The 26,161-nt window shown below is 57.2% G+C and carries 24 protein-coding genes; 10 read left to right on the top strand and 14 right to left on the bottom strand.

Annotated features, from left to right (window positions below):
- Positions 1 to 263: 263 nt before the first annotated feature.
- The 3 genes from scpB to VJ369_RS17335 are packed head-to-tail and all read right to left on the bottom strand — an operon-like array spanning position 264 to position 2,576.
- Positions 264 to 854 (bottom strand): SMC-Scp complex subunit ScpB, encoded by a 591-nt coding sequence (scpB, locus tag VJ369_RS17345; RefSeq protein WP_324093244.1) that lies wholly within the window; start codon positions 852 to 854, stop codon positions 264 to 266.
- Positions 847 to 1,719, bottom strand: coding sequence for a segregation and condensation protein A (locus VJ369_RS17340; protein WP_324093243.1), 873 nt, complete (start codon positions 1,717 to 1,719; stop codon positions 847 to 849). Before VJ369_RS17340 ends, scpB begins: the two co-directional genes overlap by 8 nt.
- Positions 1,719 to 2,576 (bottom strand): ParA family protein, encoded by an 858-nt coding sequence (locus VJ369_RS17335; RefSeq protein WP_324093246.1) that lies wholly within the window; start codon positions 2,574 to 2,576, stop codon positions 1,719 to 1,721. The genes VJ369_RS17340 and VJ369_RS17335 overlap by 1 nt, the downstream gene beginning before the upstream one ends.
- A gap of 522 nt (positions 2,577 to 3,098) precedes the next feature.
- Between VJ369_RS17335 and VJ369_RS17330 the strand changes: the two genes are divergently transcribed.
- Positions 3,099 to 3,686: a TIGR03086 family metal-binding protein gene (locus VJ369_RS17330; protein WP_324093242.1), complete on the top strand. Its 588-nt coding sequence runs from the start codon at positions 3,099 to 3,101 to the stop codon at positions 3,684 to 3,686.
- A gap of 95 nt (positions 3,687 to 3,781) precedes the next feature.
- The gene (locus tag VJ369_RS17325) at positions 3,782 to 4,132 is read left to right on the top strand and encodes a VOC family protein (RefSeq protein ID WP_324093241.1); all 351 of its coding nucleotides are present in this window, start codon (positions 3,782 to 3,784) and stop codon (positions 4,130 to 4,132) included.
- Between the two features lie 110 nt (positions 4,133 to 4,242).
- Here the strand turns inward: VJ369_RS17325 and VJ369_RS17320 are convergent, their stop codons facing one another.
- Positions 4,243 to 5,544, bottom strand: a complete 1,302-nt coding sequence (locus tag VJ369_RS17320; RefSeq protein WP_324093240.1) for a cation:dicarboxylate symporter family transporter — start codon at positions 5,542 to 5,544, stop codon at positions 4,243 to 4,245.
- Positions 5,545 to 5,708: 164 nt separating this feature from the next.
- Between VJ369_RS17320 and VJ369_RS17315 the strand changes: the two genes are divergently transcribed.
- Entirely contained in the window at positions 5,709 to 7,400 is a 1,692-nt protein-coding gene (locus VJ369_RS17315) for a sensor histidine kinase (protein WP_324093239.1), read from the top strand.
- A complete protein-coding gene (locus VJ369_RS17310; protein ID WP_324093238.1) occupies positions 7,397 to 8,119 on the top strand; it encodes a response regulator in 723 nt (240 codons plus the stop codon). The genes VJ369_RS17315 and VJ369_RS17310 overlap by 4 nt, the downstream gene beginning before the upstream one ends.
- Before the next feature lie 306 nt (positions 8,120 to 8,425).
- On the opposite strand, the gene VJ369_RS17305 is transcribed toward VJ369_RS17310, so the two are convergent.
- Positions 8,426 to 10,330 (bottom strand): acetate--CoA ligase, encoded by a 1,905-nt coding sequence (locus tag VJ369_RS17305; protein WP_324093237.1) that lies wholly within the window; start codon positions 10,328 to 10,330, stop codon positions 8,426 to 8,428.
- Between the two features lie 172 nt (positions 10,331 to 10,502).
- Here VJ369_RS17305 and VJ369_RS17300 point away from each other — a divergent pair, with 172 nt between their 5' ends.
- The 6 genes from VJ369_RS17300 to VJ369_RS17275 all read left to right on the top strand — a co-directional run bounded on the left by VJ369_RS17300 (position 10,503) and on the right by VJ369_RS17275 (position 15,681).
- A complete protein-coding gene (locus VJ369_RS17300; RefSeq protein ID WP_324093236.1) occupies positions 10,503 to 11,153 on the top strand; it encodes a GntR family transcriptional regulator in 651 nt (216 codons plus the stop codon).
- Complete coding sequence (locus VJ369_RS17295) at positions 11,150 to 12,667, top strand: MmgE/PrpD family protein (protein ID WP_324093235.1); 1,518 nt, start codon at positions 11,150 to 11,152, stop codon at positions 12,665 to 12,667. Before VJ369_RS17300 ends, VJ369_RS17295 begins: the two co-directional genes overlap by 4 nt.
- Before the next feature lies 1 nt (position 12,668).
- A complete protein-coding gene (gene prpB / locus VJ369_RS17290; RefSeq protein WP_324093234.1) occupies positions 12,669 to 13,598 on the top strand; it encodes a methylisocitrate lyase in 930 nt (309 codons plus the stop codon).
- Between the two features lie 32 nt (positions 13,599 to 13,630).
- Positions 13,631 to 14,770, top strand: a complete 1,140-nt coding sequence (locus tag VJ369_RS17285; RefSeq protein WP_324093233.1) for a bifunctional 2-methylcitrate synthase/citrate synthase — start codon at positions 13,631 to 13,633, stop codon at positions 14,768 to 14,770.
- 147 nt (positions 14,771 to 14,917) lie between these two features.
- Positions 14,918 to 15,415, top strand: coding sequence for a DUF2975 domain-containing protein (locus VJ369_RS17280; protein ID WP_324093232.1), 498 nt, complete (start codon positions 14,918 to 14,920; stop codon positions 15,413 to 15,415).
- Positions 15,415 to 15,681, top strand: a complete 267-nt coding sequence (locus VJ369_RS17275) for a helix-turn-helix transcriptional regulator (protein ID WP_324093231.1) — start codon at positions 15,415 to 15,417, stop codon at positions 15,679 to 15,681. Before VJ369_RS17280 ends, VJ369_RS17275 begins: the two co-directional genes overlap by 1 nt.
- Here VJ369_RS17275 and VJ369_RS17270 read toward each other — a convergent pair.
- From VJ369_RS17270 to VJ369_RS17230, 9 genes are all read right to left on the bottom strand, one after another.
- Complete coding sequence (locus tag VJ369_RS17270) at positions 15,668 to 16,168, bottom strand: 8-oxo-dGTP diphosphatase (protein ID WP_324093230.1); 501 nt, start codon at positions 16,166 to 16,168, stop codon at positions 15,668 to 15,670. The genes VJ369_RS17275 and VJ369_RS17270 overlap by 14 nt on opposite strands.
- A 19-nt stretch (positions 16,169 to 16,187) precedes the next feature.
- Positions 16,188 to 17,147, bottom strand: coding sequence for a site-specific tyrosine recombinase XerD (gene xerD / locus VJ369_RS17265; protein ID WP_324093229.1), 960 nt, complete (start codon positions 17,145 to 17,147; stop codon positions 16,188 to 16,190).
- A gap of 8 nt (positions 17,148 to 17,155) precedes the next feature.
- Positions 17,156 to 17,800, bottom strand: a complete 645-nt coding sequence (locus VJ369_RS17260) for an NUDIX hydrolase (protein ID WP_324093228.1) — start codon at positions 17,798 to 17,800, stop codon at positions 17,156 to 17,158.
- 67 nt (positions 17,801 to 17,867) lie between these two features.
- Entirely contained in the window at positions 17,868 to 19,550 is a 1,683-nt protein-coding gene (locus VJ369_RS17255) for a CTP synthase (protein WP_324093227.1), read from the bottom strand.
- 101 nt (positions 19,551 to 19,651) lie between these two features.
- On the bottom strand, positions 19,652 to 21,400 hold the full coding sequence (gene recN, locus VJ369_RS17250) for a DNA repair protein RecN (protein WP_324093226.1): 1,749 nt from the start codon (positions 21,398 to 21,400) through the stop codon (positions 19,652 to 19,654).
- 108 nt (positions 21,401 to 21,508) lie between these two features.
- A complete protein-coding gene (locus tag VJ369_RS17245; RefSeq protein ID WP_324093245.1) occupies positions 21,509 to 22,531 on the bottom strand; it encodes an NAD kinase in 1,023 nt (340 codons plus the stop codon).
- A 71-nt stretch (positions 22,532 to 22,602) separates the two neighbouring features.
- Entirely contained in the window at positions 22,603 to 23,397 is a 795-nt protein-coding gene (locus VJ369_RS17240) for a TlyA family RNA methyltransferase (protein WP_324093225.1), read from the bottom strand.
- Positions 23,398 to 23,569: 172 nt separating this feature from the next.
- On the bottom strand, positions 23,570 to 24,577 hold the full coding sequence (locus tag VJ369_RS17235) for an HAD-IIA family hydrolase (protein ID WP_324093224.1): 1,008 nt from the start codon (positions 24,575 to 24,577) through the stop codon (positions 23,570 to 23,572).
- A 13-nt stretch (positions 24,578 to 24,590) separates the two neighbouring features.
- Positions 24,591 to 26,161 (bottom strand): hypothetical protein (locus VJ369_RS17230; RefSeq protein ID WP_324093223.1); only part of this gene is annotated, 1,571 nt, incomplete at its 5' end.

The raw sequence follows: 26,161 nt of genomic DNA, 5'->3' as shown, positions 1-26,161 counted from the left end.
CTTGCCACCCTCGGAACGATTGCCGTAAGGCTTATCACCGTAGGACTTGCCACCCTCGGAACGATTGCCGTAAGGCTTATCACCGTAGGACTTGTTGCCAGCGGATTTGCCGCCGAAGCTCTTGGGGCCACGCGAGTTGCGCGGTGCCGAGGAACCCTTGTTCATGGTTCGTAATTCCTTTGTCTGTTACGTATCGCGGGCGCACCGCTTAAAAAGCGGAACGCATCTGGTGTCCGGTCGACATCCGTTTCATACGCGGATGCCTAGTCGTCGTAGGTTGCCGAATCGAGCGATTCAAGGTCGGCTACCCCGGGAAGATAAGGAGAAAGCGCCGGAAGATCTTCCAACGCACTCAATCCCAGTCGTTCCAAGAAATACTCGGTTGTTTGGTACAGCGTCGCTCCGCCGTCGCCAATCTCCGGGTGTTCCGTGATCAACCCCCGAGTCAGTAGTGTGCGCACTACAGAATCGACGTTGACACCTCGAATCGCCGAAATACGTCCACGCGAGACCGGCTGTCGGTAAGCGATGACAGCCAGAGTTTCTAGGGCGGCCTGTGAAAGGCGTGCTGTTTGCCCGTCGAGTACATAACTGGAGACGAAATCGGCGTAATCGGTCCGCGTGTAAAAGCGCCAGCCAGAGGCGACATGACGCAGTTCAAATCCGCGCGGACGATCTTTACCATCATACTCGGTCGCGAGTTCTTCTAAAGTGGCCGCGGTCCGGGCTATCGGAAGGTCGAAGATTTGGGCCAAACGTGCCGTAGATACGGGCGAATCGGCGACCATCAGCACCGCTTCGAGACCCGATTTAAGCCCTCCAGGCAGCTCGTCGATGGGTGCAATCTCACTCATGATTCCGCTCACCTGCGCTCCCCTCGTACTGATCCTGAACCTCGTGCACGTCAAAGTCATTCTCGCCTGCCAGAGAAATCTCTAGCCGACCCAGCGGGTTCTGCTGTGCAAACACGATCACCTTCTGCCTGAACATCTCCAACAATGCCAGAAAACGCACCACAACGACCAGCTGCTCACGGGTATCTGCGATCAACGCAACAAAATCCAAGGTGCCATGCTCGGTGAGCATGGCGGTCATCGTTGCAGCTTCCTCGCCTATGGTGACATTTGCTCCGTGTAAGTGGGCCAGCCCCACCTCGGTGACCGGTTCTGGCTTGGGCGCCAATGCCGAAGCGGCAAGCTGCGCAAATTTCTCCGGTCCAATGTTGAATATCAGGTCCGGAAGTAGCGCTGCGAATTGCGGTTCCAGCGAAACCTCACGTGGGTGACGGGAGGATTCCTCGTGATATCGCTCGCCCAGAAATTGAGCCGCATGCTTGAACGCCTTGTATTGCAGGAGCCGGGCAAAAAGCAGGTCTCGCTCTTCAAGCAGTTCGAAGTCATCGGCATCGGCCATTTCTCCGCGCGGAAGCAGTCGCGATGCTTTAAGGTCTAGCAAGGTGGAGGCAACAACCAGAAATTCGGTCGTCTCGTCCAACAGCTTCAGCCCATCTCCGGTGCCTTGCAGCGCCTTCAAATACGCGATGAACTCATCGGTGACCTCAGCTAGGGCCACCTCAGTAATGTCCATTTCACGCTGGGTGATCAGGTGCAGTAAGACGTCGAAGGGGCCGTTAAAATTCTCTAGTGCAAGGCGAAAACCGCCAGCCGTCTCATCCGTGGATGAATCGGTGGCGGTTTTTTCTGCGGCCTGCGCGCTCATTACGGGGCGCCACCGCGGAAGATCAGTTCCTTTGCCAGGTTGCGGTAGGCCTCGGCGCCAGGGTGGTTACCGGCGTAGGTAGTAATTGGTTCTGCCGCCACGTTGGCATCTGCAAACTTGATGGTTCGCTTGATGACGGTTTCGAAAAGCTTGTCCCCGAAGGCTTCCTCTAAACGGGACATCACTTCGCGGCTGTGCAGGGTTCGAGCGTCGTACATGGTGGCTACTACGCCGTCGACCTCCAAAACCTGATTCAGTCGGTCCTTGACCTTGTCAATGGTTTCCATCAGTAGCGCCACAGCTCGCAGCGCGAAGAACTCCGCGGTCAGCGGGATAATCACACCATGTGCGGCGGTTAGCGCATTGACCGTCAGCAAGCCCAGCGATGGCTGGCAGTCGATAAGTACCACGTCGTAGTCGTCGATCACGTTGCGCAGTGCACGTTCCAGTGCCTGCTCGCGGGCTACCTCGTTAACCAGCTGAACCTCAGCGGCTGACAGGTCGATATTGGCTGGCAACAGATCGATATTTTCGACGTCGGTGGTTCGGATCGCATCGGTGATCTGAACTTTACGATCCATGAGCACGTTGTAAACAGTCATATCCAGCTCGTGCGGATTCATACCGAAACCGGCAGACAACGCACCCTGCGGGTCAAAATCAACCAATAGCACCTTGCGACCATACTCGGCGAGCGCCGCGGCAAGGTTGATGGTGGAGGTGGTTTTACCCACGCCACCCTTCTGGTTAACCATCGCGATCACGCGCGCTGGCCCGTGCGATGGCAGGGGCTGCGGGGTCGGGAACTCAGTGAGCGGTTTACCTGTGGGGCCCAACGGATGAGGTTCCTTGAGCATTCCTGCGCCGCGTTGCTTGCTTCCCTGCTGTTCGTTCACGATGGGTGAACCACACTTCCCGTTCGGATCGGACGATGTACTTAGTTTAAGGTTAACGGTTCAGCGTAAATATTCTTGGGTATAGGGCGGTTCTACGGCGAGCCTTTACCTTGAACCTTAACTCAAATGTTGTAAGGGAGCTGGGCGTTATTTCCTGCCTCACTCTCGCTCCAGTTTCCGCTCACCGCTAGCCCTGGATATCGTCGTAATGATAGATTCTGGGTCCCGTATTCGAGAGGACCACCCGTGCGCCCTGCCCAGCATTTTGTGGCTCTTCCGCAATTACCGCGCGCTTGGCTTCCAAAATGCCGAACCTTTTGGCATCGCTCAAGGCCTGGCTCGACGGTGGCACATTAATCCCCATGCCTGAGGACCGGCGCGGGCCCGCGCTTCGGCAGTCTGCCCAGGAGCCATTGAAAGAAACCAGGCAAGCTCTGGCTCTAGGACTCGTTATTTCGCATTCGGATCTCAACAGGAGAACTCTTGAACACCCAGCAGCATTGCTCGACCGATCAGCTATCTCACGCTCTTAAGGTGACCGGCACGCTGATAGCCGAGCTGAACCCCGAACAGTACTCGGCTCCTACCCCGTGCACCGAATGGAACGTACGGGGCGTAGTGACCCATTTGGTGGGCATGAACCTTGCTTTTACCGCCCTGCTCACTGGCCAGAAGCCGCCTTCTCGCGATCAGCAGGTTCTGGGCAATGATCCGGGCTCGGCCTTCTCCAGCTCCGCGTCCGCACTGCTGAGCGCCTTTGAACGTCCCGGGGCTCTTGAGCGCAACTTCGAAACCCCGATGGGATCTGCCACGGGTCAGGAGCGCCTCGACATCCGGATGTACGATCTGCTTGCTCATGCGTGGGATCTGTCCCAAGCCACTGGCAGAAGGCTAGAGCCACTGGACGATCTGGCCGAGCAGTCTTTGACTTTCGTACGCCGCCAGCTCGCTGATCAACCTCGAAAAGGACGCTTCAACGCAGCGCAGCCCGTAGCTGATGGCGCCCCCGCCTTGGATCGGCTCGCCGCGTTTCTCGGCCGGCCCCTGGACGGGAGCTGGCCCGCTACATAGCAGCTTCCCGACGAGTTATTCCCCTTGCGCCAGCATTGTCTCCGTGGTCGACTGGAATTTCTTCAAGGCAGAGTTCAACGAGAAAGGACCCGGAGATGATCAAGGGAATACTTGCCAATTGCACGGTCTCCGACCTGCAGCGCGCCGAACAGTGGTACACCCTCCTATTCGAACGTGCGCCGGATCATCGACCCATGCCAGGTCTGCTCGAGTGGCATCTCGGGCATGGCTACGGCGTACAAGTCTGGTACGAACCCGAGCGTGCAGGCGATTCAACGTTCGTACTCGATGTCACCGACCTCGAATCTGATGCGGCACGCTTGCTGTCCTCGGGTCTTGCGCGTCAAGGTCCGGAACTAGGTGGAGGAGCGCATATCCTCCAGCTCGAAGACCCCGACGGGAACCGGATAGTCTTAGCCGGGTCCTTAGTGGTCCCACTGCCTTAAAGCGTGCAGCAGTATTCTGAAGTGCTGGTTTCCACGAGCCTGACGTCAAAAAAGCCCGCGGCCCCTCCAGTGGAGGAACCGCGGGCTTTGAATTATTGTGTCAGCCTGGACTAGTGAGCGTCTGGCTCCAAGGACAACTCATCAAACGGGCGATCGCCAGCCAGCACTGCACGGGCCTGTTCCATATCAATCTCCTTGGTCCACTTGCCGATCAGCAAGGTGGCCACGGCGTTACCGGTGAAGTTAGTCAGTGCACGTGCCTCAGACATGAACTTGTCGATACCCACAATCACGCCCATCCCATCGAGCAGTTCAGGTCGGTGCGACTGCAGTCCGGCTGCCAGCGTCGCCAGTCCGGCACCGGTTACCCCGGCGGCACCCTTCGAAGCAATAATCATGAAGACCAGCAGGCTGATCTGCTCACCGATGCTCATCGGCATGCCCATCGCGGTCGAGACGAACAGCGCAGACATGGTCAGGTAGATGGCGGTACCGTCAAGGTTGAAGGAATAACCGGTAGGTACGGTGATGCCGACAACCGGCTTGGAGACACCGACGTGTTCCATCTTGGCGATCAGGCGTGGCAGAGCCGACTCGGAAGAGCTGGTGGAGAAGATCAGCAGGTATTCGCGGGCCAAGTACTTCAGCAGCGCGAAGATGTTCAGCCCGGTCACCAGACGCAGCATGGTTCCGAGGATGACCACAATGAATACTGCACAGGTAGCGTAGAAGGCACCCATGAGGATCGCCATCGAACCAATAGCGGCCCAACCGGTAGCGCCAACCACTGCGGCGATAGCGCCGAATGCACCAATGGGAGCGGCCCACATGATCATCATCATCAGGCGGAAGACCACTGCCTGAATATTCTTGATCCCATTGAGCACCGGTTCACCTGACTTGCCCATGGACTGCAAGGCGAAGCCAACCAGCAGTGCAAGTACCAGGGTAGGAAGTACCGGAATGTCGCCTGGGATCATGTCAAGCAGGAATGCAACGGTGGAGTTTTCCCCGCTCGCGGCACCCGACTCGTATCGTTCAAGCTTCAGACCGGCGCCGGGGTGGATGATGTTACCGACCAGCAGGCCGATGGCCAGTGCAAAGGTGGACATGGTGATGAAGTAAAGCAACGCCAGACCGCCCACCTTGCCCACCGTGGCGGCCTTAGCGATCGAGCCAACACCAAGTGCGATGGTGCAGAAGATCACCGGAGCGATGAGCATCTTTATCAGTGCGACGAAACCGGTTCCCAGAGGCTTGAGCGCCTTGCCCACCTCGGGGGCCATCAGCCCTACCGCAGCGCCAAGGACTACCGCGGCGATCACCATGATGTAGAGCCAGTGGGTGCGGTCCTTTTTCTTGACCGGCGTCTGAGACGCCGGATCCTGCGGTACTTGTTCTGTGACAGCCATGGGGATTCCAGCCTTACTATGCCGAGGGACCAGCTCAACCACTTTGTTAGGCTGGCGCGTAAGATCGTTCTTGTTCCATGGTGCGCGACTAAGTGATTCAGCTCTCTATTGCGTTCATATTGTTCACACAGCAAACTTTAACGTTCGATCAAGGAGCCAAGTTCATGGCCAGCGACTTGCACGATGGAGCCGCAAGCAACGCGCCGGTCCCGTTGACCCGCGACGGCTGGTCCTTTGCCGCCCGTATTTTTGCCGCACAGATGCTGCTGGTCATCGTGGTGGTTATCTGGCTTGGCGTCGCTTCCTATCAGCACGTGGCCCGGGTGGCACTCGACGTCCGCCAGTCAACCGTCGCCACCGTGTCCACCACCTTGGCCAATGACCCGTTCGTGGCAGACGCACTCCAGGAAGCTGACCCCAGCGCCAGCTTGCAGCCTTACACCCAGAACATTTTGTCGCACGCGCAAACCATTGATTTTATTACCATCATGACCCCGGACCTGTTGCGGGTAACCCATCCCGACCCGGCGCAACTGGGTAAGACCTATTCCGGATCCACCGCACAGGCACTACGCGGTGAGGTGTACTCCGAGCAAGCGGTCGGGACCCTAGGCCGATCGGTGCGAACCATCGCTCCGATCTACGCCGAGGACGGAAGCTTGGTGGGTATGGTCGCCACCGGCATCACGCTGGAAAGCCTGCAAGTGCTGTACCGCGAAGAACTGCCGCAGATCCTGCTGGTCTCGCTTTTCGCGCTGCTGCTGGCCGGGTTCACCTCTTGGTCATTTTCAAAGTACATCCAAAGCGCTACCTTGGGTTTCGGGCCGCACGGACTTCGCCGGCTCTACGCGTTCTACTTCTCCGCACTGCACTCGGTCCGTGAGGGATTGATTCTGCTGGATCGCAGACACCGGATCGTGCTCTACAACTCCGAGGCCGCCCGCTTACTGAAGCTGCCACCGCAAACCCCACACGAAGGCCTGGATCTTCCGGATGCAAACTTGCCGGAAACGCTGCGTGAGTTGATGTCTAGTGGACGAGCGGCCCGCGACGAGATCCATTTGGGTCATAGCTCGGTACTGGCCGTCTCGCAAAGCAATGCCCGGCTGACCGGAACACAATTGCCCGGACGCTACCGGCTTCCACTGCGCTGGCTTCGGGTGCAACCGCCTACCGGGCAGGTGCTCACCCTGCGCGATCTCACCGAGGTACAAGAGCTCACCGGTGAGGTACAGTCCCTGAAAACCTTCTCCACTGCATTGCGCGCACAAACCCACGAGCATGCCAATCGCCTGCATACCATTGCCACGCTGATCGAAAACGGCAGCTCAGAGAGGGCGTTGGCCTTCGCCGTGGATGATCGACAAAATTCACAGGCGCTCACCGATGCGATTGTCAGAAATATCGACGATGTGTACCTTTCTAGCTTGCTGGTCGCTAAGTCCGCGCAAGCGCACGAGCGCGGCGTCACGCTCAGCATCAGCGCGACCGGGGTGGTCCGCCCAGACACCTTCCACGCCAGCGACATCGTGACCATCGTGGGAAACCTCCTCGATAATGCGCTGGATGTTTCGGTGGGTACCGAGGAGGCGACGGTCTGGGTGGAGGTTCATGCCTTGGACGATGAAGTGAACATCGCCGTTGCCGATTCAGGACCGGGTATCGAACCAGAATTCTTAGAAAACCTGCTGCGCTTCGGAGTGAGCACCAAACCGGGTAACGCGCCGCGTGGTCTCGGGCTCGCTCTGGTGCAGCAGGCGGTAACCCGGCTTCATGGAACAATGACCATAGACAATGATGCCGGGGCGATTTTTACCGTCACCCTGCCGGTGCCACCTGAGGAGGACAGCGAGTGAGTCCAGCCGAGACGAGCGGTGAGTTCTTGGTGCTAGTGGTTGACGACGAACCGGAGACCGCCCGCGCGCACGCCACCTATGTGGACCGTGTTCCGGGTTTCCATACCGGTGCTATCGCGTCCAATGGGCACAGTGCGTTGCAATTACTCAACGAGGCCCACGAGGCCGGCGCCCCCTTTGATCTGGTCTTGCTCGATATGACCTTGCCTGACCTGCATGGAATTGATGTGGCCCGCCGCATGCGTGGTCGCGGATACACCCTCGACATTATTGCCATCACCGCGGTACGCGACTTAGCCGTGGTGCGTTCGGCAGTGGCCACCGGCATCACCCAGTACCTGATCAAGCCATTCAGCTTCGCGGTATTCGCCGAAAAACTTGAAAACCACCGCGCCTTTATCGCAACCATGCGCTCGGCCGGATCCTCCACCTCGCAGGCCGCCCTGGATACCGCCTTTTCGGCGTTGCGCACCACCAGCGCTTCGGTGTCCTTACCCAAGGGACTGATCAGCCAAACCCTCGAACAAGTCCAGAACCATTTGGCAGCCAGCCCCACCCGCGCGATTTCGGCAACTGAGCTGGGTGAAGAACTTGGACTTTCGCGAGTCACTGCGCGGCGTTATCTGGAGCATTTAGCCTTAGTGAAGACCGCGGTGAAGCAGCCACGCCATGGCACCCGGGGTCGTCCTGAATTTGAGTACCAGCACAATTCACGCTGACTTCTCAGCTCTTTATATGATCTCTTGAGTGCGGACCAAGTGAGCTGGACGAGTCCGACGTTTCGCGCATGGTGCTGACCGATAAAATGACACTAATCCAGCAGATAGTCCGTCTCTCCGTTTGCTAGCAATGAATGACGAATCTTAAATTTTGAGGTTCATATCGGGCCGGCGAACAATCTCGCGGGCACCGTGTTCACGAGAGCTGATAACGATCAGACTTATGTAGACGAGACAAAACATCAGGGCCTGTCCCCCACGATTTCTGTGGTTCGGGCAGGCCCTGAAGTATTTTAATGTAGCTAGTTAGGCTTGCGGCCGCAGGTAGCGCGCGAGGGCATCGAGCACCGCTGGGTCTTCGATGGTCGAAGGGACCGTGTACTCCTTGCCATCTGCGATCTGCCGCATGGTTTTGCGCAGAATCTTCCCCGAACGGGTCTTCGGCAATCCGTCCACCACTGTTACTTCACGGAAGTCTGCGACCGGGCCGATGTGCTGGCGTACCAGCGCCACGATCTCCTTCTTCAGAGTTTCTTCATCCGTATCGACACCAGATTTAAGCACTACATATCCGCTGGCACGCTGGCCTTTGAGTGCGTCATTGATGCCGATGACGGCGCATTCGGCAACGGCCGGATGACTGGCGAGCACCTGTTCCATAGCACCGGTAGACAGGCGGTGCCCGGAAACGTTGATGACGTCGTCGGTACGGCCCATCACGAACAGGTAGCCGTCCTCATCGAGGAAACCGGAGTCACCAGTGAGGTAGAACCCCTCAATTTGGGATAGGTAAGTGTCAATGAAACGTTGGTCGTTGCCCCATAAAGTGGTCAGTGCACCAGGTGGCAACGGGAGCTTGATGACGATATTTCCTTCTTCGCCAGTGGCCACCGAGTCTCCAAGCGCATCGCGGATCTCCACGTTAAAGCCTGGTACCGGGGTGGTCGGACTGCCGGCTTTAGCGGTGAGTTCTTCCAGCCCTAACGGGTTGGAGGCAATCGGCCAACCAGTCTCGGTCTGCCACCAGTTATCCACCACCGGGACGCCCAACAAGTTCACCGCAAAGTGATAGGTATCCGGATCAAGTCGTTCGCCGGCGACGAATAATGCACGCAGCGAGGACAGGTCATGGGATGCGATGAGGGCGCCTGTCGGGTCGGCCTTTCGCACCGCACGCAAAGCAGTCGGTGCGGTGAACATCGTGGTGACCTTATGGTCTTCGATGATGCGCCCAAACACTCCGGCATCCGGCGTACCGATTGGCTTACCTTCGTAGAGTACGGAGGTCGCGCCGGCTATCAATGGTGCATACACGATGTAGGAGTGGCCCACGACCCAACCCACATCCGAAGCGGTAAACATGACGTCACCAGGGTGCACATCGTAAATCGCGTTCATGGAATACTGCAGCGCCGTGGTGTAACCACCGGTATCGCGCACGACTCCCTTAGGTGAACCGGTGGTGCCGGAGGTGTAGAGCACGTAGAGCGGGTGGGTGGAGTCAAGCGACACTGGTGCGGATGGCTGGGCCACTTTGGCTAGCTCATCCCAATCTAGCCAATTGACCTCAGATGCATCCTGGTAATCGCTGGGGCTGTGTTCAAACCCGTCGCGATGGCTCACAATGACATCTCGCACCGATTTCCCGGCGAGCGCCAAAGCCTCAGCGACGGCCGGCAGGTATTCAATATGACGTGAAGGTTCGATACCGCCCGAGGCGGTGACGATGGCCACCGGCGCGCAGTCGGTAATGCGAGCGGCCAGCTCTTTCGGAGCGAAACCACCAAAAACAACCGAATGCACTGCGCCGAGGCGCGCACAGGCGAGCATCGAGATGACAGCCTGCGGAATCATCGGCAGGTAGATCAGGACACGGTCGCCGGTTTTTACACCGCGGTCGCGCAAAACACCGGCAAAGATTTCTACTTCGCGCAAAAGTTCACTGTAGCTGTACTCGGTTTTGCTATCGAGCATCGCCGAATCGTAAATGAGTGCGGTCTGATCCCCGCGCCCGGCAGCCACATGCCGGTCCAGTGCGTTGGCCGATAGGTTCAGCTTTCCGTCCGGGAACCATTTGTACAGCGGCACCTTCGAATCATCGATCGCCTTGGTGGGCGTCTTGTCCCACTGCACCTGGTGCGCAGCGGTGAGCCAGAACGCGGCCGGATCGGTAGCGGCCTGGTTAAAGGCCTGGCGGTATTCCTGTGCCATGTTTCCCTCCTGGGGCCGGGCATCATCACCCGGCGGCTGTACGGTTGCTACATATACCAGCGTATGAGGACAGTCACACGTGCGCAAGCGATTTGTATACATTTCCGCGAAGATTGCAAAAGAATTTACACTTTACTGTCGCTTTCATGCCATTCATGTATACAATCGAACTATGAAAGCAAGCGACAAGGTCTACGAGAGCCTGCGCAGCGACATCGTCGAATGGCGGTTGTCTCCTGGCACGGTACTCGCCGAGGTGGAGCAGTCCGCCAGACTAGGAGTTTCGCGCACCCCGGTGCGGGAAGCTTTGGCCCGCCTGGTTGCCGATGGATTAGCTGTGCAACAGCGAGGACGCGGTGCGATCGTCTCCGAAATTTCTGACACGCATGTCGAAGACCTCTTCGTTTTGCGCAGAGCGCTGGAATGCGAAAGCGCACGCCTCGCAGCGCGCTCTGCTCATCGCGCTGACTTTGCCTTATTGGCCCAGCGTTTCGAAACTGCCGCGCAGCAATTGCGCGCCGCATCCGCCACCGAAGGCTACTACCAGCTGGTCAGCGAACTCGACGAGATGATCGACGAGGCAGCGAATAATACGTACCTCTCAAGTGCGCTGCGCACACTACGTGTTCACCTGCAGCGCGTTCGCCGGCTAGCAAAAGACAATCCGGAACGATTATTAGAATCCGCCGGAGAACATGCGGCGATTGCCCGGGCAATCGCCAGCGGGAAACCAGAGGTCGCCGCCGCGGCCACCACGGTCCACCTGCACCAATCGCTTGAACACATCATGACCCACGCGGTCGCCACTGAAAGGACACCATGATCAATCATCCAGTTCGCGTTTACCGCTCCGAAGAAAACCTCGCCCGCGAGGATCAGCTAGCACACAAGATCGCAACCGTTGCAGCCGATCCGGTAGAAGTGACCGCTGAGGTCACCGACATGATCATTAACCGCATCATCGACAACGCTTCGGTGGCCATCGCCTCGCTGAACCGCGCTCCGATCGTTGCCGCTCGCTCCCAAGCACTAGCCCACGCACCATCCACCGGTGGCAAGGGCGCGAACGTCTTCGGCATCTCCGAAAAGGTCTCCCCCGAGTGGGCAGCCTGGGCCAACGGCGTTGCCGTGCGAGAGCTCGATTACCATGACACCTTCCTGGCCGCCGAGTACTCGCACCCAGGCGATAATATCCCACCCATCTTGGCCGTCGCCCAGCACACCGGAGCTTCGGGCAAGGATCTGATCCGTGGCATCGCCACCGGTTACGAAATCCAAGTTGACCTGGTGAAGGCCATCTGCCTGCACAAGCACAAGATTGACCACGTAGCGCATCTGGGCCCGTCAGCTTCGGCCGGCATCGGTACCCTGCTGGGATTGGATGTTGAAACCATCTTCCAGGCTGTCGGCCAGGGCCTACACACCACCACCGCAACCCGCCAGTCACGTAAGGGCGAAATCTCCACCTGGAAGGCACACGCTCCGGCCTTCGCCGGCAAGATGGCAGTTGAAGCAGCTGACCGTGCGATGCGCGGCCAGACCTCACCAGTGCCAATCTATGAAGGCGAAGATGGCGTGATCGCTTGGATGCTCGACGGCAAGGATGCCGCCTACGAGGTGCCACTGCCAGAGGCCGGCGAAGCCAAGCGCGCGATCATGGACACCTACACCAAGGAACACTCGGCCGAATACCAGGCGCAGGCCTGGATCGACCTGGCTCGCAAGCTACACGGTGAGCACCCGGAAGCCACCGACCCGAAGAATGTGAAGTCGGTGCTGATCAAAACCAGCCACCACACTCACTACGTTATTGGTTCCGGCGCAAACGATCCGCAGAAGTACGATCCAACCGCTTCACGCGAGACCCTTGACCACTCAATTCCGTACATCTTCACCGTCGCCCTGCAGGACGGTTCATGGCACCACGTGGACTCCTACTCCCCAGAGCGTGCCGGCCGCGAAGACACCGTGGCGCTATGGCACAAGGTCACCACCGAAGAAGACGCTGAGTGGACCCGCCGCTATCACTCACTGGACATTGCAGAGAAGGCCTTCGGCGGCAGCGTGGAAATCACGCTGAACGATGGCACCGTGATCACCGACCAGATCGCCGTGGCCGATGCGCACCCACTGGGCGCTCGACCATTCGCCCGCGAGCAGTACATCAACAAATTCCGCAGCCTTGCCACCGGCCTGGTCGACAATGCGGAAATTGACCGTTTCATCGCCGCCGCCGAAAACTTAGAAAACCTGGGTGCCGGCGAACTGGAGCAGCTAAACATCGTCGCGGCAGCCGGAGTTATCGACGCCGCGGCCGCACCGAAGGGCCTGTTCTAAGATGTTGTATTCAACTAAAACTGCAGCCGCCAAGCGTGCCGCGCTACGCGAAATGCTCATCCCGGGAGCTGCCCGCCAGTTCCCCGGAGCGTTCAACCCACTTTCGGCGAAGCTGATCAGTGAGAAGAATTTCGACGGAATCTACATTTCTGGTGCAGTGCTCGCCAACGACCTGGGCCTCCCGGACATTGGGCTGACCTCGCTGACCGAGGTGGCCACGCGTGCCGGACAAATTGCACGGATGAGCGATCTGCCGTCGATCGTGGATGCTGACACCGGATTTGGTGAGCCGATGAACGTGGCCCGCTCTATCCAAGAGCTCGAATACGCTGGCCTGGCCGGCTGCCATATCGAAGACCAGTTCAATCCGAAGCGTTGTGGCCACCTGGATGGCAAGAACGTGGTGGATACCGACACCATGCTCAAGCGAATCGCTGCCGCGGCCGATGCACGCATCGATGAGAACTTCTTGATCATGGCGCGCACCGACATCCGTGCGGTGGAGGGTTTGGATGCTGCGATCGACCGCGCAAAGGCGATGGTTGATGCCGGAGCGGACTCCATCTTCCCTGAGGCCATGAAGAATGTGTCGGAATTTGAAGCCATCTGCAATGCGGTTGATGTACCGGTCTTGGCGAATATGACCGAGTTCGGCAAGTCCGAGCTTTTCAACCGCCAGGAGCTGGCCGACGCCGGTGTTGCGCTGATCATCTACCCGGTGACTTTACTGCGTAGTGCCATGGGTGCGGCCGAGCGAGTGCTCGACGCAATTAGCGAAGATGGAACTCAAGAGCGCGAAGTAGATAACATGTTAACCAGGTCACGTCTCTATGAGCTAGTCGATTATGAGGCGTACAACCGATTCGACACCGGGATCTTCAACTTCCAAGTTCCCACTCTCGATATCGGTACCAATAATTCGAACCTCTAGTACGGGGATCCATCAACGAAGAGGATGCACTTATGAGCACCACTGAGGACATCAAGAAGGGCCTTGCCGGCGTCGTCGTAGATTACACGGCGGTCTCTAAGGTCAATCCGGACACCAACTCGCTGCTTTATCGTGGCTACCCGGTACAGGATCTCGCGGCAAGCAAGTCATTCGAAGAAGTCGCGCTGCTGCTGTGGACCGGTGAACTGCCAAGCGAGTCGGAACTAACCGAATTCAGCGCCTTCGAGCGAGCTAATCGTGCACTCGATCCACGCGTGAAGGCCGCTATTGACCTGCTGCCTACCGACTGCCATCCAATGGACGTTGGACGCACTGCTGTATCGGTGATCGGCGCCAACCACGCAGAGGCAGAAAACTCCTCCCCCGAGGCGGAACTGCGCAAGGCGAAGGAACTGTTCGCGGCTTTCCCAGCGGTCGTCGCCTATGATCAGCGCCGCCGCCGTGGCCAGGAGCTCGTGGCACCACGCGAGGATTTGGACTACTCGTCGAACTTCTTGTGGATGAGCTTCGGCGAAGAGGCCGCCCCAGAGGTCGTCGATGCGTTCCGCGTATCGATGGTGCTCTATGCGGAGCACTCCTTCAACGCCTCAACCTTCACCGCACGCGTGATCACCTCAACGCTTTCGGACCTGCACTCGGCTGTCACCGGCGCCATCGGCGCCTTGAAGGGTCCTTTGCACGGCGGCGCCAACGAGGCGGTGATGCACACCTTCGACGAGATCGGAATCGACAAGAACGAATCCCGCAAGGATGCTGCCGTCCGTGCTAAAGCTTGGATGGAAGATGCGCTGGCGCAGAAGAAGAAGGTCATGGGCTTTGGCCACCGTGTGTACAAGCACGGCGATTCGCGAGTGCCAACAATGAAGGCCGCACTGGATAAGATGATCGAGCATTACGGTCGTTCCGAAATGCTCGGACTCTACGATGGCTTGGAGTCGGCCATGGATGAGGCGAAGGCGATCAAGCCAAACCTCGACTACCCAGCCGGCCCGACCTATCACTTAATGGGCTTCGATACTGAAATGTTCACCCCGATCTTCATCGCGGCACGCATCACCGGTTGGACCGCCCACATCTTCGAGCAGCGCGCCTCAAACGCACTGATCCGTCCGTTGTCCGCATACAACGGCCCGGAGCAGCGCTCACTCTAGGAGAAACCGCGAACTACAACCGCCGGTGGCTGACGCAGATCCGCGTCGGCCACCGGCGGATTTGTTTTCCGGTCAATGGCGCTTGATCCCCGGATAGGCTATCGTTTAACGATAGAAAAGGTTCGACTAACGATCGGAGTGTGCGTCATGGGAAAACTCAGCATCATCAGCCTGAAGACGATTCTTGGCATTGTGCTTGCCGGAACACTCTTCGTCCAGCTGGTAATGGTCCCGATGATCCTGCTTAATTCGGATTCCCCCGCCGGATCAGACTCTCTGCTTGAAACCGCGTTCCTCTGCTACCTGGTGCTCGCCGGGCTGATCATCGAAACATGCGTGTATTGCGTGTGGAAATTAGCCACACGGGTCAGGCGCGGCACCGTGTTCAATGCCGTCTCACTAAGCTATGTGTCCCCGATTATCATTGCCATAGCCTTGGGCGCCGTACTGACTTTCGCGTTCGCCGCCATACTTGCTCAAAGCACGGATATTGCCCCCGGCGTAGTCTTGCTTTTTGGTGGCATGGGAGTCTTGATGGTCGGCATCTGCACGATCGTGGTGGTTCTTCGCCAGTTGCTGCAACAAGCGACGATGACAGAGTCCCAGATCTCCGAGCTGCGCACCGAGTTGGGCGGGGTGATCTGATGTCCATCCGCGTAGACATTGACGTGATGCTTGCCCGACGCAAAATGGCGGTGGGCGAGCTGGCCGAGCGGATCGGCATTACCCCAGCCAACCTTGCGGTCCTGAAGAATGGCCGCGCCAAGGCGGTGCGTTTCAGCACGCTGGAATCCTTATGCGAGGTCCTCAAATGCCAACCAGGAGATCTGCTGGTCTATGAACCAGACGATGAGGATGGCAAAGCTTCGCTAGAGCTCGATCCCGCCGTAAGCCGCACTACCAATCGCTAGACACAACCCGTTCCACACCCAAATTATCTGGTGCCATGATCACCGTCGCAGTGAAACACTCCCCCGAAATAATGCGCGGCAGCCAATGCTGCGCGTCTTGCCACATCGACTGCGTCGGCAACCGCGACGCGTAGTGCCATTGAGCGTCTAATTCCGTACTGGCCGTGGCTACTCCCGCATAGGTGTGCGCAAGAAACACCTCGCAGTCCATGTCTGAGAGCGGTCGGGTCGGAAAGCGGAAGTACACCGTGACCCGATGCTGCATGTCTTGCGGATCCACCCGCAGCGCGGTCTCCTCCCAGAGTTCGCGCACCGCGGCGTCTAGCGGCGACTCCCCGGGATCCACTTTTCCCCCCGGAGCTACGATATTTCCGGCACCGAAGCCGGTGAGCTTACGTCCAAGCAAAACCTTTTGCTGCTCGCCCTGTCCACCGAGGACAAGCACCAGCACCACAGGCTGCGGGTGACGCCGAGGCTGGGTAATCATCATATTAGTCTCGGCACTACTAGTTGACCCTCGGGTGCGCAAAGAGGTAAGCCTCACGCAATGAATCGACGGTGACCTTCGTGTAAATCTGTGTGGTGGTGACCGAGGAATGACCCAAGAGTTCTTGCACCACTCGTACATCTGCTCCGCCCTCTAGAAGATGAGTGGCAAAGGAGTGCCGAAGCGTGTGCGGAGAAACCTCACCTTCGATCCCCGCGCGTTGCGCGGCTTTAGCCAGAATCAGCCACACCGACTGGCGCGAAAGCCTGCCACCGCGCTGATTCAGGAACAAGGCGGGGGTTCCTTTGCCCTTGGTAGCCAGTCCCGGACGGGCCCGCACCAGATAGTCACTGACCGCACGCTGAGCATAACCACCGACCGGCACTACTCGTTCTTTCGAGCCTTTACCGAACAAACGCACTACCGCGTCCTCGGCAAAATGCAGATCATCCACGTCCAGTCCGACAACCTCGGAGATACGGGCACCGGTCGAGTACAAAAATTCTAGAATCGCCCGATCCCTCAGCCCCGCGGGAGTATCCAGCGCGATGGAATCGAGAATCTGAGTCACCGCAGAAATGCTGATCGCTTTAGGCAATGACTGACCCACCGTCGGTGGTTGCACCTCGCGAGCAGGATTAGGCGCACAAATCTCCTCTAGCTCCCAATACTTATGTAGCTGTCGAATGGCCACCGTATGGCGCGCGATCGATCTGGGTCCCAGAACCTGCTGGTCATCACCGCCACGTGCCAACTGCTGCAGATAGCCGCTAACTTCATTTTCAGTGATCAACGCTGGATCGGTGATCCCACGTTTTTCCAAGGTTTCTTGGTAACGAGTCAGATCCCGGCGATAGGAGTCTAGGGTATTTTTTGCTAGGCCGCGCTCGATCGCCAAGTGTTGCAGGTAGCGGCGTAGTGCGGACTCAAACTTGCCGGTTTTAGGCGCCGTTTGGGGCGTTGCTTCAGGCAAACTCATGGTGCGCTTTATGCCCTGCGCAATCCGGGGTGCGCCTCGAATGAGCTATCGGCCGGGCGCAATGTGGAATAGTTACTCGCACGTGCAGCGAAGGCCGCCAAGAGCCCTACTACCGCCGAGGGGTTATGAATTCGGCCGTCAAGCACCGCGGCTACAGCCTCATCTAGAGGCACCCAGCGGGTGATGATTTCGGCTTCTTCGTCGGTGCGTTCGTGACGCTGTTCTTCGGGAGCCAGACTCACGTCACGCGCCAAAAATATTCGAAGCGCCTCGGAAGAAGACCCTGGAGAGAGAAAAACGTCGGTCAAAACGGCCCAGGATTCAGCGGTTCGATCCGCTTCCTCCCAGAGCTCTCGTTTGGCGCCTTCCAATGGCGGCTCCTCCGCCACGTCGAGCAATCCGGCGGGAAGTTCCCACAGCCGCATCCCGACAGGGTGGCGGTATTGGTTAACTAAAAGGACCCGTTCGCGCTCATCGAGGGCGAGGATCGACACGGCACCGGGGTGCACGATGTAGTCTCGCTCGATGCGGGATCCATCATCCGAAAGTTGCACTGTATCGTGGACGACATTCCAGATGCGTCCTTCGTATACGGTTTCACGTCCGATCAACTCTCGAGGTGAAAGTTCATCGGATATCGGTTGTGGTTCCACGCGAACGGGCCCTTCTATTGGTATGACCTAACAGGTACTACCTTAGACGGTTTATAACCGGTATTGCTTAGGCGTTGCGCTTTGCCAGTGCCGCGGCGACCAGACCTGCAAAGAGCGGGTGTGGGCGAGTTGGACGGCTGGAAAGTTCTGGGTGAGCCTGCGTGGAGACGTAGTAAGGATGTACGTCCTTTGGCAGTTCAACGAACTCGACGAGCTTGCCATCTGGGGAAGTTCCAGAGAAGACCAGCCCCGCCTCTTCAAGCTGCGCACGGTAAGCATTGTTGACTTCGTAGCGGTGACGGTGACGTTCCGCAACTTCGGTCTTGCCATAGGTTTCGGCTAAGACCGAACCTGGCAGAAGCATCGCGTCATACAAACCTAAGCGCATGGTTCCGCCCAGGTCACCCTTGCCATCAACAATGTCCAGCTGTTCGGCCATAGTCGCGATGACTGGGGTGGAAGACTCAGGATCAAACTCCGTGGAGGATGCTTCTGGCAGATCAGCCATATTGCGGGCGTACTCGATCACCATGGACTGCAGACCTAGGCACAGGCCCAAGGTAGGAATCTGGTTTTCCCGAGCAAATCGCAGCGCGCCGAGCTTTCCTTCAAGACCGCGAATGCCGAATCCACCCGGTACACAGATTGCTTCTACACCGTCGAGTGCCTTGCGGGCTCCCTCTTCGGTAGCGCAATCATCGGATGGTACCCAGCGGATCTTGACCTTGGAATCGTTAGCGAAACCGCCGGCCTTCAAAGCTTCGGTGACCGAGAGGTAAGCATCTGGCAGTTCAATGTATTTGCCGACCAGAGCGACGGTCAGTTCGTGCTTCGGGTTGCGGACGACGTCTAGCAGACGGTCCCAGCCTTCCCAATCCACGTCGCGGAACTTCATGTCTAGGGTCTGCACGATGTAAGCATCAAGGCCCTGTGCATGAAGGATCTTTGGAACTTCGTAGATGCTCGGGGCATCCGGGCAGCTGATGACTGCTTCGGTTTCCACGTCGCAGGTACGTCCGAGCTTTGCACGCATCTCGTCTGGGATTGCACGATCAGAGCGGATAACCAACGCGTCCGGCTGAATGCCGATGGAACGCAGAGCAGCTACCGAGTGCTGAGTTGGCTTGGTCTTCAGCTCATGGCTTGGACCAATGTATGGAACGAGGGAAACGTGAACGAAGAAGGCGTTCTTCCGGCCAATATCCTGGCGTACCTGACGGGCTGCCTCAAGGAATGGCTGGGATTCAATATCGCCGACGGTGCCACCGATTTCGGTGATAATTACGTCAGGGGCCGATTTGCCGTCGCCTGGCTCGGTAGCAGCCAAACGCATACGACGTTTGATTTCGTCTGTAATGTGCGGAATGACTTGAACTGTATCGCCAAGGTATTCACCGCGACGTTCACGTTCCAGAACGGTTGAATAAACCTGACCGGTGGTCACGTTGGCGGAACCTGGAAGATTTTCATCCAGGAAGCGCTCGTAGTGTCCAATGTCCAGGTCGGTTTCTGCACCATCGTCAGTAACGAAGACTTCACCATGCTGGAAAGGGTTCATAGTACCTGGATCGACGTTCAGGTACGGATCGAGCTTCTGCATGGTCACTGAGAGACCACGAGCTCGAAGTAAGTGTCCAAGGCTGGATGCCGTCAATCCCTTACCCAGGGAGGAGGCTACACCGCCGGTGACGAAGATATGTTTTGTCGTTTCAGACGACCGAGAATCACGAGTTAATTTACGCTGCACCACGGGATTTCATCCTATCACCATTGCTCGCTTTCGCGAATACCGACCATCCACTTTGCAACTCTACGACACCTGCCGAAGATGCCAAAGTCCGTCTCTGCCATTTAGCGTGCGCTCTTCGTCACCAATGATTCGACCATCTTCCGCGCATCAGCCAGAAGCTCTTCTGCATGCGCTTGAGCGGTGTCAGATTCCTCTTGACCTGCCAACATCCGGGCCAGCTCGCGGACACGTTCGTTGTCATCAAGGGTAATTACGTCACTGGCGGTAAACCCCGCGCCGGCCGCTGACTTACCGTTTGAGGTTTTGATCACGCGGATATGGCGATCAGCATACGCCGCCACTTGGGGTAGGTGTGTGACCACAATGACCTGCACATGCCGGGCAAGCATGGCCAACCGCTCACCGATGCTCACCGCGGCTTTGCCACCAACACCGGAATCCACTTCATCGAAGACGAAGGTTGGCACCGGATCTACCGCTGCGAGGACTACCTCGATAGCTAGCATCACGCGCGAAAGCTCACCACCACTGGCGCCTTTCCCCAGCGGGCGAGGCGCAGCACCGGCGTGGGGCGCTAAGAGCATTTCGATCTGGTCTTGTCCATATGCACCGAGCTCCGGCAAATCGCCGATCTCGACAAAGAGATTCGCATCAGGCATGGCCAATGCGGTTAGCTCCGCGCTGACGCGCTTGGAAAGCTTAGTGGCGGCTTTGCGTCTGGCCTCAGAAAGATCTGTAGCCAGAGCCGCAACCATCTGCTCCAGCTGGACCACAGCGTCTTCAAGTTCCTCGATCCGGGTGTCGTCCGAACCAAGCTGTTCCAAACGCTGCCGGGATTCTTCGGCCCAGGAAATAACTTCATCAATGCTTGGCGCATATTTGCGCATGAGCTTATTCAAATCTGCGCGACGTGCTTCTATCTGAGCCAGACGTTCAGGACCCTCTTCATCAAGATCCGAGACGTAACTGGACATATCGCTCGATAGTTCTGAAGCGAGGATGCCAAGTTCTGCGGCTCGGTCAGCAAAAGCAGCTAGGGCCGGGTCATCATCACTTGCTTGCGCCAAAATCCCGCGAACAGATTCTGCCAAAGTAGTAATCCCTGGGGATTCAAAATCTTCACTATCGACAATGGCCCTGGCCTGCAGGCTCGCGTTTCGCAGTGACTCGACGTTTCCCAGCTTCATCGCCGTTTCACGTAATTTCTCGTCTTCACCCGGCAACGGCTCTGCCGAATCAATTTCGTCGAGCGCGAGTTTTAGGTTTTCAGCTTCACGAACCCGATCACGCGAATCTTGCTTGAGTGCCGTGAGTTCTTTATTTGACGCACGCCACTGCCGGTAAGTCCGCTGATACTCCTTGAGCGTGCGCGCCAAGCCTGAACCGGCGAACCGGTCAAGTGCATCACGTTGCGCGCCGGCTTCTTTCAGACGAATCTGATCGGACTGACCATGGACAGCCACCAGTTCCTGCCCAAGTTCGGCTAGCAACCCGACGGGGGCGCTACGTCCACCGACTGTCGCTTTGGAGCGGCCTTGAGCGGATAGAGAACGAGTGAGCAATAGTTCACTCTTATCGCCTACTTCATCAACAAACGCCCCTGCATGACTAGCCGCTTCGAGCGCGTGATGGTCTGGATCTAGATGCACTACAGCTTCGGCTAGTGCATGATCGGCACCGTTTCGCACCGCACCGGCATCAGCTCGACGGCCAAGCAGCAAGGACAGAGCGGTGATCACCATTGTTTTACCCGCACCGGTTTCACCGGTGACAACAGTCAGCCCCGGCCCAAGCGGCAGGGTCGCCTTGGTAATCACGCCAAGGTTAGAGATCGAAATTTCTTGAATCATCGCCCGCTCCCGGTCGTTCTAGTGCATTCGTTCCAGTTCTCGTCCTAATAGTACTTGTAAAATCGTAAGTTTGTTCGAATATAAGTGTTGTGAGTCGTAAATTTTTTCTTACTTTGTTTCGTCACGAGCCACTAACGGAATCCCAGGTTCATCCTTGTGATGAGGCTCGACACTCTGAAAGCCAGGTCCGATGACCGGCAGAGCAGTGGTTGCTGGTCGGCGTTCGTCCTCGTCCGCCGGGCCACGCCAACCCTGAATCGGAAGTTCAAACTTCTTGACTAGTCGCTCCGAGAATGGAGTCGTATTAAGCCTTGCCAAAAGCACTGGTTTGTCGCTCCGGGTAACCTCAATACGAGCGCCAGGCGGCAGCTCAATTGTGCGACGACCATCGCACCACAGCACGGCGCCGGCTTCCGAACGGGTTAAGATTTCAACCGCCATAATCGAGGCCGGCGAAACTACCAGTGGTTTAGCAAATAGTGCGTGGGCACTAATGGGAACCATGATCAGTGCCGCCACTTCGGGCCAAACTACGGGGCCGCCAGCAGAAAATGCGTAAGCAGTGGACCCTGTCGGAGTTGCCATGACGACGCCGTCACAACCAAAAGTAGATATCGGTCGCCCATCAACTTCGATGACAACCTCAATCATGCGTTCCCGATTAGCCTTTTCCACCGCGGCTTCGTTAAGTGCCCAAGTTTCCGCAAGGCAGACGTTGTCCCGCCAAACCTGAACTTCGATAGCCATCCGTTCTTCAACGGTGTAAGCACCAATCACCAAAGCATGTACTGTATCCGCTAATTCATATCTCTCGGCCTCGGCTAGAAAACCAACATGTCCAAGATTGACACCAACCAACGGCAAAGAAGCATCACGCACTAGTTCTGCGGCGCGCAACACTGAGCCGTCTCCACCCAGAACTACGCCTAAGTCCACCTGCTCAATGGTGCAATCTTGACCAAGAATGTCGATTTGCAGCTGGAGTTCGGTGCTTGCAGCTTGTATCGCCTCGTGATCTTTCTGGCGCATCACGGGACGCACACCGGCAGAATTGAGCAACCCACAAGTTTCAATAGCCGCGGTGATCGCTTCTTTGCGACCCGTGTGTGTGAAAACTAGGATGCGGCGCAAGGCAGGCTGCCCCTCTCGGGTTAGAAGTATGCGCTTGGTGATGAGGAGTTCACCGCTCAAGCAATTCACTTCTAAGAATAGTCAACTACTTCCCACAATTTGGCTTCATCGACGGATTGTTGATTACTCATGGGACGTTTTCCGAGCCAGAGAAAAAATTCGACGTTTCCATCTTGGCCGGCCAAAGGACTGCGGGCCAGACCACACAATTGCAAACCAACGTCCTGCGCTGATGCTACGACGCTTTCAACTGCACTGCGACGTAGCTCGGGAGACAAAACCACGCCGGTTCGATTTACGTGTTCACGTCCGACTTCAAATTGTGGCTTTACCATCAACACGAGCGAGCCGCCCGGGCGTGTCGCACCTGCCAGAGCATCGATCACCAAGCGCAATGAAATAAACGACAAGTCGGCTACGATCAGATCGACTTCTCCCCCAATATCCTCGGGAGTAATATACCTAACATTCAGGCCTTCAAACACCGATACTCGGGAGTCTTCACGAATTTGGTTCACTAGCTGTCCGTGCCCGACATCCGCAGCAATCACCTGTTTGGCACCGCGACGCAGTAGGACATCTGTAAATCCACCAGTAGAGGCGCCGGCGTCTAGACAGCGCAACGACTCAGGCGAAATGGTCGTAAATACATCTAACGCACCAGCCAATTTATGACCAGCACGCGAAACGTATTCTTCGCCCTCGCTAGCTAAGACTTCCAGCTCGGATTCCGCAGTGACACTCTTCGAAGCTTTGGTAGCAACTACTCCATTGAGCAGAACTCGTTTTGCGTCAATTAGCTTGGCAGCTTCCGTCCGCGAACGAGCTAGCGACCGAAGTACTAATACTTGATCAAGCCTGCTCACGCGCGGTACTCCGTTGAGTTTAGCTGCGACTGAAGAGTTGCCAGTAGCTGCTCGTATACTGCTGAATGTTCTGTTATGTCCTGCTGGGCAAGGGATGAGAGCGTATAGTCCAGCGCTTCATCTTCCAACATTGATGCCGGCTTGGGACCGGGCGTTGGCATATTCATGTGGGCTACCTCTGAGCTCGTCGCAGGGTGTCCAATCCGCGCGAGGTGAATTGGATTTCGGGACTAACATGATCTTGCTGGCGCGAATGAGCAAGCCACCAAGCGTGGCATGCGGCACGCCATGCGTTTAGGTCTGACTCATTGCCGCTGACCTCTATAGACTCACCATCAACCTTAGCAATTGACTCTCCGACTTGTACGCCGTAGCCAAGCACTTTTGTTGTTGGGTAAGGCCGGTAAAGGTCTGCAAGGCTTGAAATAAGGTAGTTTGGACGCTCCGATACCGGGGCACCGAGGGCGCTACGGGGAGAATCCACACCCGTCAATACCAGCGCAGTTGAAAAGCCGGCTCGATATCCTCCAAGGATATCGGTATCCAAACGATCCCCTACTACAAGCGGACGCCGCGAATCTAAACGATCCGCTGCGCGAGCAAATAAGAACGACTCAGGTTTTCCTGCAACGCGGGGCGTTACCCCGGTGGCTAGCTTCACCGCTTGGACTAATGATCCGTTACCTGGAGCGATACCCTCGGCCCGAGGAATGGTTAGGTCGGTGTTCGTTGCGACCCACTGTGCTCCGTTGTTGATGGCATAGCTGGCCTCGGCAAGATCGTTCCATGAAACCGCCGGGTCAAAACCTTGGATAACCGCCACGGGTTTATCTGTATGTGACTCTACGACTTCGAGTCCCCGCACCGCAATGCATTCACGTAGGTACGGGGATCCTACAACTAGTACCTTGCTGCCCGGATTTAATTCACGCGCCAATAACTCGGCGCCGGCATCAGCAGATCCGAAGACCTGCTCCGCACCGGTTTTCACACCCAGCTGACGCAAATGAGCGGCAACTGACATTGGCGAACGTCCCGCATTGTTCGTTATGAACGCAAGGGCGACATTAACTTCTGCGAGTGCGTTCAATGACTCAACGGCGTCTGGGATCCCATTGGGACCTGCATAGACGACACCATCGAGATCTGAAAGAACGGAATCAAATCCGGAGATCAGCATTCGGTACTAATTCCTACTTCTGTGAGTCGTTTTCGTCTTCGGCTTCTGCTTCTGCTTCTGCTTCGGTGACGTTAACAGTTTCGGATTCAACCTCAACTGAATCGACCTCAACTAAGGCGTCTTCTTCATCGATGCCGATTTCTTCGGTCTCGACGTCGGCCACATCGGCCTCAGTCGAGTCAGCTACGTCGGTAACAGCGTCATCCTCGGAGTCCACAGCAGTGTTCTCGTCAACAAGATCCTTGGCACGTGGGCGTTCGTCTTCTTCATCCATCTCTGGAGCTAGGTCCATTATGAAGGAATCGGCTTCTGCCTCGATGCCAAGTGCACGCTCAGCGACAGAAACCTGAGCGAACCAACGCTTGGAATCCTCAGTGCGGCCCGCTCCTGCAAGCAGATCAGCATATGCAGTGAACAATCGAGGGCTGAAGGAGTAAGCGCGATTGAAGTCAAGCTGTTCCAGAGATTCCAACTCAGCAAGTGCCAGATCTAGCTTGCCCAAGTCGCCGTAAGCGCCTGCGGCAACGATGTGCATCTCGACCTTGACCGCCGATTCCAAATTTGCGCACTCATCTGAGTGTGCAAGCTCAATGGCCTTTTCAGCACGACCCAAACCACGCAGCGAGTCTGCGATCAATGGAAGGTTGTAGTCCGAGCCGGAGATACGTCGGTGAGTACGAAGCTCGCGCAACGAATCGGCATACTTGCCTGCGTGGTAAGCAGCAATGCCTACGGCTTCACGGACAACTGCAACGCGACCGCCTCGGCGGGAGGCAGCCATGGTGTGCTCGTAGGCCAGCTCAGGATCGTCTTCGAGTAGACGGCCAGCCATGACCAGGTGCTTAGCGACCCAGCTTGCTGAGCGTTCTTCGAGGTACCGCAGCTGGGCGCGTGCAACACGATCCAATTCCTTTCCGGTAACGTCCTCATCGATATCTGGGGACTGTTCACGGTCCGGACGGTTCGAAATGCGTAGGTCGCCAGGGTTGTGAGCGCGTGGTGCTTCGTTGGAGCGGTCATCGAAACGGTTCCCACGTTCTGGGCGATCGCTATTACCGCGGAACTCACCGCGGTTGTCATCACGCTTGAATCCGCCACCACGGTTGTCATCGCGGTTACCGCGGAAGCCACCTTCACGGTTGTCATCGCGCTTGAATCCGCCACGGTTGTCGTCACGCTTGAAGCCGCCACGGTTCTCATCGCGGTTACCGCGGAAGCCGCCTTCACGGTTGTCGTCGCGCTTGAATCCGCCACCACGGTTGTCGTCACGCTTGAAGCCGCCACGGTTCTCGTCGCGGTTACCGCGGAAACCACCTTCTCGGTTGTCATCACGCTTGAAGCCGCCACCACGGTTGTCGTCACGCTTGAAGCCGCCGCGGTTCTCATCGCGGTTACCGCGGAAACCACCTTCACGGTTGTCATCACGCTTAAATCCGCCACGGTTCTCGTCGCGGTTACCGCGGAAACCACCTTCACGGTTGTCATCACGCTTGAAGCCGCCACGGTTCTCGTCGCGGTTACCGCGGAAACCACCTTCTCGGTTGTCATCACGCTTGAAGCCGCCACCACGGTTGTCGTCACGCT

The sequence above is a fragment of the Glutamicibacter sp. genome (assembly GCF_035257265.1).
In the GTDB taxonomy this organism is placed as follows: domain Bacteria; phylum Actinomycetota; class Actinomycetes; order Actinomycetales; family Micrococcaceae; genus Glutamicibacter.
The sequence above is the reverse complement of the archived record's forward strand: the minus strand, read 5'-3'. Positions and strand labels throughout refer to the sequence as shown.